The organism is bacterium, from assembly GCA_021108215.1.
Taxonomy (GTDB): Bacteria; Oederibacteriota; JAAXVQ01; order JAAXVQ01; family JAUVAV01; genus JAIORK01.
This window is the reverse complement of the sequence record JAIORK010000023.1, coordinates 23035-35719: the sequence shown is the minus strand read 5'-3', so window position 1 is coordinate 35719 and position 12685 is coordinate 23035. Positions and strand designations below refer to the sequence as shown.

At 50.2% G+C, this 12685-nt stretch carries 13 protein-coding genes; 1 reads left to right on the top strand and 12 read right to left on the bottom strand.

Features of this window, described 5'->3' with window-relative positions; all coding sequences use genetic code 11:
• On the top strand, window positions 1–207 hold a 207-nt coding region (locus tag K8S19_04540; GenBank protein ID MCD4812940.1), incomplete at its 5' end, for a hypothetical protein.
• A 49-nt stretch (window positions 208–256) separates the two neighbouring features.
• Here the strand turns inward: K8S19_04540 and K8S19_04535 are convergent.
• From K8S19_04535 to K8S19_04480, 12 genes are all read right to left on the bottom strand, one after another.
• On the bottom strand, window positions 257–598 hold the full coding sequence (locus K8S19_04535; GenBank protein ID MCD4812939.1) for a hypothetical protein: 342 nt from the start codon (window positions 596–598) through the stop codon (window positions 257–259).
• Between the two features lie 232 nt (window positions 599–830).
• Window positions 831–3704 carry an excinuclease ABC subunit UvrA gene (gene uvrA / locus K8S19_04530; protein ID MCD4812938.1) on the bottom strand — a complete coding sequence of 958 codons (2874 nt, stop codon included), beginning with the start codon at window positions 3702–3704 and terminating at the stop codon, window positions 831–833.
• Window positions 3705–3923: 219 nt separating this feature from the next.
• Complete coding sequence (locus tag K8S19_04525) at window positions 3924–5069, bottom strand: FAD-dependent oxidoreductase (GenBank protein MCD4812937.1); 1146 nt, start codon at window positions 5067–5069, stop codon at window positions 3924–3926.
• Window positions 5066–6187, bottom strand: coding sequence for a tRNA 2-thiouridine(34) synthase MnmA (gene mnmA / locus K8S19_04520; GenBank protein MCD4812936.1), 1122 nt, complete (start codon window positions 6185–6187; stop codon window positions 5066–5068). Before mnmA ends, K8S19_04525 begins: the two co-directional genes overlap by 4 nt.
• A gap of 166 nt (window positions 6188–6353) precedes the next feature.
• Window positions 6354–7010, bottom strand: coding sequence for a DUF1207 domain-containing protein (locus K8S19_04515; GenBank protein ID MCD4812935.1), 657 nt, complete (start codon window positions 7008–7010; stop codon window positions 6354–6356).
• 203 nt (window positions 7011–7213) lie between these two features.
• The gene (locus tag K8S19_04510) at window positions 7214–7600 is read right to left on the bottom strand and encodes a hypothetical protein (protein MCD4812934.1); all 387 of its coding nucleotides are present in this window, start codon (window positions 7598–7600) and stop codon (window positions 7214–7216) included.
• A gap of 5 nt (window positions 7601–7605) precedes the next feature.
• Window positions 7606–8148, bottom strand: a complete 543-nt coding sequence (locus tag K8S19_04505; protein ID MCD4812933.1) for a hypothetical protein — start codon at window positions 8146–8148, stop codon at window positions 7606–7608.
• Window positions 8145–8879 (bottom strand): outer membrane lipoprotein carrier protein LolA, encoded by a 735-nt coding sequence (locus K8S19_04500; protein ID MCD4812932.1) that lies wholly within the window; start codon window positions 8877–8879, stop codon window positions 8145–8147. The genes K8S19_04505 and K8S19_04500 overlap by 4 nt, the downstream gene beginning before the upstream one ends.
• The gene (locus K8S19_04495; protein ID MCD4812931.1) at window positions 8876–9670 is read right to left on the bottom strand and encodes a polysaccharide deacetylase family protein; all 795 of its coding nucleotides are present in this window, start codon (window positions 9668–9670) and stop codon (window positions 8876–8878) included. The genes K8S19_04500 and K8S19_04495 overlap by 4 nt, the downstream gene beginning before the upstream one ends.
• Window positions 9667–10743: a beta-ketoacyl synthase chain length factor gene (locus K8S19_04490; GenBank protein ID MCD4812930.1), complete on the bottom strand. Its 1077-nt coding sequence runs from the start codon at window positions 10741–10743 to the stop codon at window positions 9667–9669. Before K8S19_04490 ends, K8S19_04495 begins: the two co-directional genes overlap by 4 nt.
• 1 nt (window position 10744) lies before the next feature.
• On the bottom strand, window positions 10745–11944 hold the full coding sequence (locus K8S19_04485; GenBank protein ID MCD4812929.1) for a beta-ketoacyl-[acyl-carrier-protein] synthase family protein: 1200 nt from the start codon (window positions 11942–11944) through the stop codon (window positions 10745–10747).
• Window positions 11944–12681, bottom strand: a complete 738-nt coding sequence (locus K8S19_04480) for a hypothetical protein (GenBank protein ID MCD4812928.1) — start codon at window positions 12679–12681, stop codon at window positions 11944–11946. Before K8S19_04480 ends, K8S19_04485 begins: the two co-directional genes overlap by 1 nt.
• Between the last annotated feature and the right edge of the window lie 4 nt (window positions 12682–12685).

Genomic DNA, 12685 nt, shown 5'->3' with positions numbered 1-12685 from the left:
ATTATCAGTTTTCTTGAGTCGAGGGACTCTTTTTTATCCCAATTTGTCGCACTTGTAATTACAATTCACAATCCCTTATCCTACAGCAGCATTTCGCCGGGCAGTATCAAGCTAGATGATAATTTTCCAGGGAAAACAGGGACGTTGCATACCGAAAGAAAGACTGGAATCAAATTATTTATCCTGCAGGGGAAGCCTGATCGGTAAAAAAACGCCAAGCACAATCACGTGGCAACATAATTCGATGAAGCGACCACTAACGCATGCCGTGTTTGAGCAATTGACTCCAAATAATCAGTTTACCTTGTTTGCTGTTATTGAATTGAACGAATTTCTCGATGGCTTTTTCCAATTTGGATGAAGGTTGGTAAACAAAAACCGGGTCATCATTATCTCCCCATTTTTGCAGAATCTTATTTTTACACAACGTCAACAACGGCTCTTTCAAATCTGAAGAACGCCGGCCCAGGCGTGCGGAAATTCCCTCGGTATTATCTGTAATCCCGGGATTATTCCATAAAAAAACCAACAACTCCCACATAACCAGAGAGTTGACATTGGTGGCAATAAATTTTTCAATATCTTTGTCGATTTCCATATATTGCCTCCACCAAAAGCGGTGCTTTCGGAGGAACCGCAGGTTCCCCCGACGCGAACGCCGATGCGTTCTGCTGGCCCCTCCTATCCGATTCAGGGGCTTCGCCCCCGAACCCCCGCTCTCCATTTTTTGAATTCTATAGAGAGCCCCGGCGTCAATATGGGAGAGTATAGCACAGGGCCGAAAGCAGTCCAACTTAAAAACAATCCCGGCCTAAATTCGTGCCGCCCGCCTATTTTCCTTTTAAAATTCGGGTCAAATACTTTCCAGTATGCGACTGCTTGCATCCGGCAACCTCTTCGGGCCTGCCGAAAGCCACAATTTCACCGCCGGCATCACCGCCCTCGGGTCCTAAGTCAATCACATAGTCCGCCGCTTTTACCACATCCAGATTGTGCTCCACGACCACGACGGTGTTGCCTGCATCCACCAAACGATCCAACACCTCAATGAGTTTATGCACATCCGCAAAATGTAACCCCGTTGTCGGTTCATCCAGAATATAGAGTGTTCTGCCGGTGGAACGTTTGCCCAGCTCAGAGGATAGCTTGAGGCGCTGTGCCTCGCCCCCGGACAAGGTGGTTGCCGACTGCCCCAATTTAACATATCCCAGTCCAACATCCGAGACCGTCTGCAAAATTCGCTTGAGTTTAGGTACCGGGGCAAAAAATTCCAGCGCTTCGTCAACAATCATATTTAAAACATCCGCAATGGTCTTGCCTTTATAATGGACCTCCAGGGTTTCCCGGTTATACCGTTTGCTTTTGCAGACCTCACAGGGAACATAGACATCCGGTAAAAAATGCATCTCAATTTTTATAATGCCGTCGCCGTTGCAGGCTTCACAGCGGCCACCCTTAACATTAAATGAAAATCGCCCGGGCTTGTAGCCGCGGACTTTTGCCTCCGGTGTATTTGAAAACAAATCACGAATCTCATTAAACGCAGTAGTATACGTCGCCGGATTAGAGCGCGGTGTCCGCCCAATGGGCGACTGATCAATATCAATGACTTTATCCAGGTGCTCGACACCTGTGATTTTTTTATACCCCGCAGGCGTGATCCGGCTGCGGTAAATCAAATGCCGCAAGGCCGGTTCCAGGGTTTCTTGAATCAACGAGCTTTTACCTGATCCCGAAACCCCGGTCACGCAAACAAAAGTTGCCAACGGAATGCGCACCTCAACATCTTTCAAATTATTGGTACTCGCGCCGCTGAGCACGATTTCTCCACTCTTGGCCGGTCGCCGGTGAGCGGGAATGGGTACCATCTGTTTCCCGATCAAATACTGTCCGGTCAAAGAGCGGCTGTTTTTCATCACAGCTGCCGGTGTTCCCTGCGCAATAATTTCCCCGCCCCAGATGCCGGCACCCGGACCCATGTCAACCAAATGGTCCGCCTGGCGCATGGTCTCTTCATCATGTTCCACCACCAGGACGGTATTACCAATATCCCGCAAATGCATCAGCGTATTGAGCAGCCGCTGATTATCCCGTTGATGCAGTCCGATCGAAGGCTCGTCCAAAATATAAAGGACTCCTACCAGGGAAGAACCGATCTGGGTGGCCAAGTGAATACGCTGTGCCTCACCGCCGGACAAAGAACCGGTGGTACGATTCAAGGTTAAATATCCCAAACCGACATTGGAAAGAAATCCCAAACGCGCGCTGACTTCCTTTAATATCTGCTTGGCAATCGTCTTCTCCCGCGCATTTAATTTTACTGCGGCAAAATGCCGGCAAGCCTTTTCAACCGAGAGCTCGGTCAATTCAATAATGTTTTTACCTTGGATGGTGACTGCCAGGCTTTCCGGCTTGAGCCGTCTGCCCTGACATGCTTTGCAGGCACGGATCTGCATATACCGCTCTGCAATTTCGTCCCGTATATAATCCGACTCGGTTTCTTGATAAATCCGCTCGGTGCGCGGAATAACCCCTTCAAATTTACCAACATAATTATAGGACGATTCTGTGCCGCGAAATTTAAACGGCAAACGAACATCACCTGATCCGTGCAAAATAATTTTTCGGTGCTCGGCTTTCAGACGTTTCCAGGGCATGTCCATAGAAAACCCATAATGTTTGGCCACAGATCCGAGCATGGCTTTATAGATATACGCTGTCTGTGAATTCCAGGGTAAAACGGCACCCTCTGTCAGGCTTAATTCCGAATCAATAATAAACTCCTGATCGACCTCCATCTTGACACCCAATCCAGTGCAGGCGGGACAGGCCCCCTGAGGCGAATTAAACGAAAACATGCGGGGTTCCATTTCTTCAAAAGAAATACCGCAATGCGCACAGGCATACTTTTCTGAAAAAATCATGGTCGCCTGATTACGCCCTGCACGGTGATGGCTCTTTTTCCCGGTCGCGGTTGATTTGCTGTCAACCCGATGGACCAATGCCGTACCTTCTCCGCGTTTCAGTGCGGTCTCCAAAGAATCCGCCAGCCGTTTGGTAATCTCCGGCTTGATGACCAACCGATCAACCACAACTTCAATATCATGCTTCTTTTTTTTATCCAGTTTTATCGGCTCATCTAAATCCTGCACTGTGCCGTCTATCCGCACCCGGACAAATCCTTCCCGTTTCAAACCATCAAACAGTTTGTGATATTCACCCTTGCGCGCACTGACCAGAGGTGCCAGGATCAAAATACGCTCATTTTCCGGAAGCAAAAATACCTGGTCCACAATTTCCTGAACAGTTTGACGTTTGATCGGCCGACCGCACTGATAACAATGGGGCTGCCCAATACGGGCATAAAGCAGCCGGAGATAATCGTATATCTCGGTAACCGTCCCCACCGTAGAACGCGGATTTTTAGAGCCGCTTTTTTGCTGAATGGCAACTGCCGGAGACAAGCCTTCAATGCTGTCCACATCAGGCTTTTCCATCTGTCCCAAAAATTGCCGGGCATAAGCAGACAATGATTCCACATAGCGGCGCTGCCCCTCGGCATAAATGGTATCAAATGCCAGTGATGACTTGCCGGAACCCGACAACCCGGTAATCACCACCATCTTGTTGCGCGGCAGCTGTACATCAATATTTTTCAAATTGTGCTCTCTGGCACCTTTTACAATAATATTTCCCAAGCTCATGACGATTCCCTCTTTATCCTTTACACTAGAAAAAAATTATATCGGCCGACGGTACGAATGCAGGGTGCATGCGGGATGCCGTGCCTCTACTGTGATAAAAATCCACGGGCTTACCCGGCATACGCCGGGCAGGCTGCCCGTTGCTTTTTTGTCGAAAGATGTTCGCCTCCGGCGATATCGACTCGCTTCATCGATGGGCTCACGCCCATCGTGTTCGCGCTAGCACGATAACCGCTTCAAAAGACGCTGCTCACGCCGGCGTTTCCAAAAAAGGACCCAAGAACCGGAAAAAACATAGCGCCCGGCTATGCAAAGCGCATTGGTATTTCCCAGGGAAATAAACCGGAGGAACCTGCGCTGCGGTGTCATTGTCTTCAGCGGTGTCCGGCAAACCATAGCCGGTAAATTATGTGCCAGCAGCGCCCCTTGTTGAAGCGCCTGCGCAACTGATCGTTCGGCAGGGACCTTGACGACCTGGGCGCAATCTCCGCACGCAAACACTTCCGGGTGAAGCACACTTTGCAATGTCGGATTAACCTTCAACGCGCCTTGCTCATCCGTACCCAGCGATGCCTGATTAAATATATCAGAAACTTTCTGACCGGTTGCCACCACCGCCAAATCATAGTCAATGGTCTCACCGAATTCCAGCACCAGACGATTGGACTGAACATGCTGCACCACCGCCTGTGTTCTGATCTCAACATCATTGACCCGGAGCATTTTCCGGGCAACCGCAATCGCCGGTTTGGGCAAGCCGGGCAGTATCTCCGGTTGTGCCTCAATTAAATAAACTTGCCATCCTGACTCCGGTTGTCTTTGTTGTAAAATTTCCGACATGTTGATGGCGTATTCCACACCCGCAATGCCGCCGCCCAGCACCGCAATATCAATCTGCTTTTTCGGAAATAATTCAAGCAATGTCTCAATCTCATTGCGTATCTGGAGCACATTTTTAACCGGCCGAACCGCAAAACTTCCTTCCGCCGGCACGTCGTCTTCCTGTTCAACCGGCACAGCCCCGGTCTCAAAGCTAACCAGATCATAATCCAGCATCCGGCCGGCTGCTGTCATCAGTTTTTTCTGTTGTGGAAGCAAGCTAACAACCTCATCATGAATAAACGTAATCTGTTTCTTTTCCGCCAAAATCCTAAGGTCGATGTGAAAATCATCCAATCCGTAAAAACCGCTCATCACTTCAGCTGTCATGTGGGGAACAAAATAAAAAAGATTGGCATCAATCAAGACCCACCGGATAGGGGCTGCCTGAAATGCGGCCATCCGGGCCAGAACGGTTAGATGCGCCGGACCGGCGCCCACCAGCACAATGGTCTGCTCAGCTGTTTTTTCACGTGCCGGGTTCATGTCACCCTCCCGGCGGATTGAATAATGCCGCCGCCCATAAGTCTGTCCTCGCGATATAACGCCGCCACCTGACCCGGGGTTACCGCCCGAATCGGTTGATCAAAAACCAGACAAGCATTGCTCCGGCCGGTAAACGTCAGTTTGGCCAAACGGGGTTCTTGCCGATAGCGAATCATTGCCGCCACGTCTATTTCCTGTACCGGACGCGGGCCTGCCCAGTTGACGTCCTGAATCGTAAGCGAGGTAATAAAAAGCTCCTCATCCGGCCCGACCACGACCTGATTTTCCCGCGTGTTCAGACTGACCACATAAAGCGGGTGACGCGCGGCAATCCCGATCCCCCGCCGCTGCCCGATAGTGAAATGCGGAAGACCGTTATGCCTGCCAAGTTTCTTGCCCGACGAGTCGACAATGTCTCCGGAAATAAACGCCTGCGGAACACGGTGGCGCAAAAAATCAACATAACTTAATTCACGTAAAAAACAGATTTCATTGCTTGTCCCGGTCTGCTGTGCCACCAAACCGGTTTTGAGTGCCTGCGCAGAGACCTCCTGCTTGGTGCTTTCGCTAAGTGGAAACATGACATGTTCAAAGCGCTGGTGCGGCACCAGCGAAAGAAAATAAGTCTGGTCCTTGGCCCTATCCCTGGCGCGTTTGAGCACCTGCGGGCCGGTTGAAGTGTCCAGGTCTACATAGTGTCCGGTTGCCATGGCATCAGCCCCAAGTGCCAGAGCGTGGTCCAACAAAATACCGAACTTTATCGCTTGGTTGCAAAAAGCACAGGGATTGGGTGTCACTCCCTGCGAAAAATAATCAACAAAGGGTTTGATCACCAGCGTCTCGAATTGATCACGAAAATCAAGCAGTTCGTGCTGAATGCCCAGCGATTGCGCGACCGCCCTGCCGTCTAAACAGGCACACGGAGCGACACAAGTCGCACAATCGTGCTCCAGCAAGCCAGGCTGTGCCTTGGCCATTGCTTGAGGGGTTGCCGGAATACCTGAAAGATCAGGACAAAGCTGCATAGTAAGTCCAATGACCTCATGCCCCTGGTCCAGCAAACGTTTGGCAACGGTCGTGGAATCCACACCACCGGAAAGTGCAACCGCAATTTTCATCGCAAAAATCCTGCCATCGTCACAAAATACCCCAGCTGAAATTCATATATGCTGCTTTCCTGCATATCAACACCCTGCTCACTATCATTACTGTCCTAAACCCTGTTACCAAACCGGTTGGAAGGCTTTATCACCTACGGCATTACTTAATTTAGACAAGAATGATTCAATATAAATAAATCCCCACACCCCAGGCGGTCTCAATCTCGCCTTCGTACTGACCTGCCCGTTTGTGTCCCCGAAAAACAAAAATATTCAGGACCTGTTTCACCCGGGCACCAGACGGTGAAAGATCATATCCGGTCATACAGGTAATATCAAGCGTATCTTTTACATAATCACCGTGAGCCAGCAAGTGTACCGCAGCCACCCAGCGTGCCGGCATCCATTCGACACCGAACTGAAAATTTGTCCGCCCACGCATCCACGCCGGGTCCGCGCGCACAATAACCTCCGGCCCGGCATAAATACGCAACGTTTCCCGCGGGTTCCATAAATACAACAGCGCAGCTTGTTCACGACTCACATTGCGCTGCTCACGCAAGCCGTCTTGTACCACATCACCGCCCAGATGGGCAGACAGGTGATACAGTGTGCATTCCAACACCCCGGGTCCGGCTTGCCATTGGGCAGCCAGTCCGCCCATCAAATCAGTATTCTCCAGAAAAAAAGAGGCTGTCTTTGTATCAAACCGGGCTATGATCCCTGCCCGGCCTTCCACCGTCCAGGTGGGTCCTTGCACCAAACCCCAGCCATCACCCAATTGGAGTTCAAATAAATGCTGTGCCTGATGATTCCAGTAAGTACGCAAACTCGTACGCATACTCCGAAAATTTGCGGCCGGTGGTTGGAACTGAAAATCCTTATCCGGAAAAAACACAATTTCTTGTGCTTGTGCTCCGATAGATAAAAACAGGAAAACCGGCATTAAATACAAAGAGATTATTGACTTTATAGAAAATTTTTTCACAATTGTTTCCTTATTGCTTATCCTATAGGAGTACGACATCCCTGCAAAAACAGGCGCTATGCTACCGTGTCTTCCATTTCCGCTATTTCCAAAAGTGCAGTCATCGCCACGGTCTCACTCTGATATATTTCGCAATCCACTTTCCACAACTCTCCGGTGAATTCTCCGGAAACGCTTACACGTATTTCACACGGCGGATGGACCGGTGCCATAAACTTGGCCTGCTTTACCTGAACAACGCGCATACCTTTTCCTTCGCCGCGTTGAAATGTCCGGCTCGCACATTCCAGCAGATAAATCCCGGGCACAATGGGATGGCCTGGAAAATGTCCCTTAAACACCGGCAACCCGGCATCAAAGGTAAATGATCCGGTATGTGTGTGCGGCGTCGGGGTGATGACTTTTTTACATGCTTGGGTTACATCCTGAACAATTGTTTTCACGATTATTACTCCTGAACTGCCCGGGGCTTTTTCTGAAAAAGTGTGTCTGCCACAGGACCGATATGTACCTGATGTACTGTTAATTGGCGTTGCTGCTGTCGACGGGTAAAAACCAATGTCTTTAGCACGCCGGATTGCTTTACAGAGTCATCCCTCCGCCACTGCCATCCCCGCCATTTTGGACATGAAAAAAAAAGCTGCCCGGTCATCTTTGCCATCCACTTGGCAAGCGAATGGCCGGAACCGATATGATAAATACACTTTATTTTTCCGGCATCTGATCGTTGCAGCGTCATATCCAAAATCGTCGCACCCAAAAAATTAAATGCCAGAATGCGTACAGCTGTTTGATTGCGCACATAAAAGCGTACCAGCTTGGGCTGGACGGTCAGACTGACATTTTCGACATCACCTTCCCAAAGATAGTCTGCCTGAAAACTCCCCGGCCAGCTGACCGCAACCGGGCTTTCATCCGGGACATGCGGACATGTCGCACAGCCGCTTATCAACAACAAACAAAAAATCACATAACAACTTAAACGCTTCATTGAAAAAGTGTCTTCTCAATTTCAGGATTCACTTTTATATTTTGATAATGAATCGTGGTCATATCGCCGGAGCCTTCCATGATCTTAAGCTTCTCCACCACAAAGAGCTCTTTGCCAAAAACAAATTCCAGTTCAGACAAAACTTTACGCATTCCCGAATGCCGGGGCACAAATACCACCCGCACCGGATCACGGGATACAATTTTGATGACATACATATCATGCATCCCGAAAGCCTCTCCGGAAAACCAGGCTTGCAGCTGTTTCATGACTTCCAGCAATACCAAATCGGAATCAGCAGGCTGTTTTTCCCACTGGTTATTCGAAGCAGCAGAATAATGGTACATATTGCTGCCGTTATATACCAAGGCAATGCGATAGGGTTTTAAAATTTCCCACCGTATTCCCTGATTACGTGCATAAAAAATCCGCCCCTGTGTCAAAACAGGCTCCTCTAAAAAAGCTACCTGCTTGACACTACGAAAATCTGCCGAGAGCGCCTCAATCTGCGCAGTCGCCTGATGAATTTTTTCCAGCATCTGCATGTCCTCTGCCGAAGGCGCAGACGCAGGCGTCCCATCTTTCACTATTTCTCCGGTCGAGGCTGCCGAAGGCGCAGACGCAGGCGTCCCATCTTTCAATATCTTTCCGGTCGGGGCTGCTGCGCTTTGTCCCAGTAAAATAAAAAACACCCCCGCGATCCATCCGAGTCTCGCCAGCATCACTCTCATACTTCTTTTCCTTTCTCGATCTCCAACAACTGATCAAGCCGCACAAAACGATAGCCCTTTTCCCGCAAGATTGCAATCATTTTGCGGGTACGCGCCACCACCGCCGCCGCATCAAATTCTTTACGCCCATAATAACTTTCATGCAGCATAATTATTGACCCCGGACGCACGCCCCGGACAATCCGCTGCAAAATTTTTTCCTGATCCGGCTTGAATCCCTCCAGTGCCCGCACCTGCCATCCGATGCATGTCATTCCCAAACGTTTCAAAATCGCACCCAGACCGGGCCGGGTCACACCAAACGGCGGCCGGTAAAACTTCGGCAACTGTCCTGTGATACGAAACAGCACTTGATTGGCTTGCTCGATTTCCCGTTGAATACCTGCCGCCGGTAAAAACGCCCAATATGTTAAATGTCCAAAACTGTGATTGCCCAACAGATGGCCGGCCTGCATTGTCTTGCGAACCAGCTGAGGATTGGCCTCACAGGCCCGGCCAATATAAAAAAAAGCTGCCGGAATTTTTTCTGTTTTTAAAAGTTCCAGCAACTCGGGGGTAACCCTTTTGTCCGGGCCGTCATCAAATGTCAGGCTAACCACTTTTTCTGAAGTACGAATACCGTTTGTCACCGGCAAATAAAATTGTATCTGCGGAAAAATCGATCCCGCTGCCAATATCAAAATCACCACCACAAAAAGCCCGGATAATGCCAACACCTTGAACGGCATCCCCAATAAAACGAGTATGGCACTTAGCACTGCGACGGCCATCACACCATGATATTTCGTCATCGTCCCACCACGGTGACAGCGCAGTTGTGGTTTGCGGTTTCATTGATCACTAAAATAGTCCTCAACTTCTTTGGAAGCATATCCAATCGTTTCTCCGGCGTTTTCAACAAGGCTGCGGCAATCGCAATGACAAAGGCACTGGCAGTGTCAAACGTTCCCAGCCATTGCCCGCATGCCATCTGAGGAATGTCTCCGGCTTCACGTATTGTTTCCAGAATACCCGACTTTGTGTCCGGGGTCATAATTAAATCAATGGCATCCCATCCCAGACCGGCGGCACGGATGCTTTCTTCGACCCATGCGGCCCGGGCTTGGGTGTCATTTGCGATAGCTGCAAAACAGCGCAAACAAACCGTTTTTATACAAACCTGTCCGGGCTGCGGCTTTCCGACCCGCAACGCTGCGGCACCTTCGCCAGGCAGCGAAAAATTGCCTGCCAAGTCCGGCTTCCCGCACCTGCCCCAGCCGGATTGATGTTGAAGATCGGGACGCCTTCGGCAGCTTGCCAGGCGTGCTGTATGCAGCAAGGGGATCCACTCATCCGCACCAAACACAACAAATCCGGATTCCGGTTCCTGCGCCACCTGACACTGGGCAATCAGCAATGCCTGTTCAAAAGAAGTTCCATCATGACTCACTGTATTGCTATAACCTTTTGCCTTGAGCGCGATCGCCACCTGGGCCGTGGCTGCATTGTGTACCGAAAGAATAAAATTAGCCGGCTGCGGTCCGTCTTCCTGATTGCGAATCATGTTCTCCACAAATGCCGCCGTATGCTGCAGCGATCCCAGAGATGTCGCACCGATAACCCCCAGCGAAGTTTCCTCCCAAGACCCGGTGCTATTTTGCATGGCTGATTGACCGGCAGCCAATGTCATTTTCAGCCAGGGACTGAAACGGCGTCCATTGGGTACTGCGGGTTGCGGCAAGGGCGGCACAAAAAAACCTTCCACATCCCCTTCCGGCAGCACCTTGATACTTTTCCGGGAATGCGGGTCTGCCAGAGTCTGCCAAATACCTTCCCAATCAACCCCGGCTGCATGAACAAACCCTATGCCATCTATTCCCAACATGCTAGTGATCTCCTTTTTCAAAAACCACACTGGTATTGTTCCCGCCAAAACCAAAAGAATTATTCATTGCAGCGTGTACTGTCTGACCCCGGGTTGTCAGCAGCGGTTGCAGCAACAGGTTGCCATCCGGTTGTTGACAGCCAATCGTTCCCGGCATTTGATCATGCAGCAGTGTTTGCACGCAGATCACGCTTTCAATCGCACCGGCTGCGCCCAAGGTATGTCCGCAAGCGCCTTTGGTTGATGAAACCAACGGTATCGCTTGTGCGCCAAACAATTTTTCCAAAGCCCGGCTCTCTGCCAGATCATTGTCCGGTGTCCCGGTTCCGTGCGCATTGATATAATCAATCTGACTCAACGCCAAACCCGCCTTTGCCACCGCCTTGGCCATGGCTGCCTGTGCACCGCGGCCTTCCGGCTCCGGTGCGGTCGCGTGATAGGCATCACAGGTATTACCCCATCCGCTTACGAATCCCAGACACCGGGTTGATGCGCTTGAAATGTCCGTTGCTTTTTCCAGCACCACGGCACCGGCGCCTTCTCCCAAAGAAAGTCCGCGACGGTCCTGATCAAATGGGCGGGCTCCTTTGGCATCAACAATCAGGAGTGCGCCAAACCCATTCACAACAATTCTAGCCAAAGAATCAGCACCCACCACCAGGGCTTTATCAATCTGTCCTGCCCGAATCATTTCCGCTCCTAAAACCAGTGCATTGAGACCTGAAGAACAGGCGGTCGAAAGGGTGGTGACCCAGCCCTGCATATTAAATTTTTTAGAAAGAAAAAGCGAGAGCGAGGATGACGGGTGCCGGCGCAGCACCGAGGCATCCCCGGGCCGGCCGGACCAGACAGCCTGGAAATAATTTTCTGTGGCCAACATGCCGGCGACCGTGGTACCGGCAAAAACACCCCAGCGCTCAGGATTTTTCCGATCCGCTAAAAGCGTGTGGCCGGATTGAAGCAGCGCCTCAGTGCAGGCCTTTGCCGCGAGTTGCTCCGTACGCGAGGAACTCACCTGTAAATCAGCATTCTGCAAGCAGCGTACCTGTCCGACGGGAATATCCCGGTAGCGTGGCGACTCAAACAGGTCCAGTTTTCCCAATCCGCGTTTACCCGCCAACAGAGCGGTGAATGTTTCCGCCGCACTGCCACCCAATGCTGTCACTGCCCCGATACCGGTTATGGCAATTTCAGTGTGCATCAAATTCCACCTTCATCAAAAATACGGACAAGTGATTCTTCCCAACCAAAACAGGATTCCTTCCTGCAAAGCGGCTTAAACGCTTGAATACAGAGCGGATCAATTTTCACAAATACTTCCAGCAATGCCACCAGCTCCCCTGCCAAACCACCGACAATGCCATTCGAATCATCCACACCGCCAAAACATACTTTCTTTTCCAGACGTATGAGCAATTTAACTAAAACATCAGCTGTTTGCATGCTGACCGGAAAATCAGAAACAATCGTTGACAACCGACGACACCCTTCACCTAAAGAATCCTGATTTGCAAACCATGTTCGTGATGACCCGCGATAGGGCTTAATGCATTGAACAGCGTCAGTAATGTTTTTTCGAATTTTTGTTAATTCGTTTTCTTTGAAAACCCCGCGCCGCCCGCTGCACACAATATGATAAGAAAGCTGTTTATCATGATCGCTTAATTTTTTCCCAGCCATGACCGTATAAATTGCCAAAGCAACGATATGCTTGCAAAGTATATCCCGCTCTCCCAGATAACAGGTGCAATCGCCATGTTGATAGCTGCGTGCCGATACACGAACATGATAAGGAACCGTTCCCAAAACAATCGCAGAATAATCGCCGCCCACCTGTTCGACGCCGGTCACTTTCCCGCTCGTATACAAACCCACCGCACGCTTAAACGTCGGTTCATCAGTCGCAAACTTAATTTTGTCAAAATCATAGGACGGCATTAGC

What these genes read in the sequence shown, in the direction of transcription:
- K8S19_04535 (MCD4812939.1), bottom strand. Translation starts at nt 598, where the DNA reads ATGGAAATCGACAAAGATATTGAAAAATTTATTGCCACCAATGTCAAC.
- uvrA (MCD4812938.1), bottom strand. Translation starts at nt 3,704, where the DNA reads ATGAGCTTGGGAAATATTATTGTAAAAGGTGCCAGAGAGCACAATTTG.
- K8S19_04525 (MCD4812937.1), bottom strand. Translation starts at nt 5,069, where the DNA reads ATGAACCCGGCACGTGAAAAAACAGCTGAGCAGACCATTGTGCTGGTG.
- mnmA (MCD4812936.1), bottom strand. Translation starts at nt 6,187, where the DNA reads ATGAAAATTGCGGTTGCACTTTCCGGTGGTGTGGATTCCACGACCGTT.
- K8S19_04515 (MCD4812935.1), bottom strand. Translation starts at nt 7,010, where the DNA reads ATGCGTACGAGTTTGCGTACTTACTGGAATCATCAGGCACAGCATTTA.
- K8S19_04505 (MCD4812933.1), bottom strand. Translation starts at nt 8,148, where the DNA reads ATGAAGCGTTTAAGTTGTTATGTGATTTTTTGTTTGTTGTTGATAAGC.
- K8S19_04500 (MCD4812932.1), bottom strand. Translation starts at nt 8,879, where the DNA reads ATGAGAGTGATGCTGGCGAGACTCGGATGGATCGCGGGGGTGTTTTTT.
- K8S19_04495 (MCD4812931.1), bottom strand. Translation starts at nt 9,670, where the DNA reads ATGACGAAATATCATGGTGTGATGGCCGTCGCAGTGCTAAGTGCCATA.
- K8S19_04490 (MCD4812930.1), bottom strand. Translation starts at nt 10,743, where the DNA reads ATGTTGGGAATAGATGGCATAGGGTTTGTTCATGCAGCCGGGGTTGAT.
- K8S19_04485 (MCD4812929.1), bottom strand. Translation starts at nt 11,944, where the DNA reads ATGCACACTGAAATTGCCATAACCGGTATCGGGGCAGTGACAGCATTG.
- K8S19_04480 (MCD4812928.1), bottom strand. Translation starts at nt 12,681, where the DNA reads ATGCCGTCCTATGATTTTGACAAAATTAAGTTTGCGACTGATGAACCG.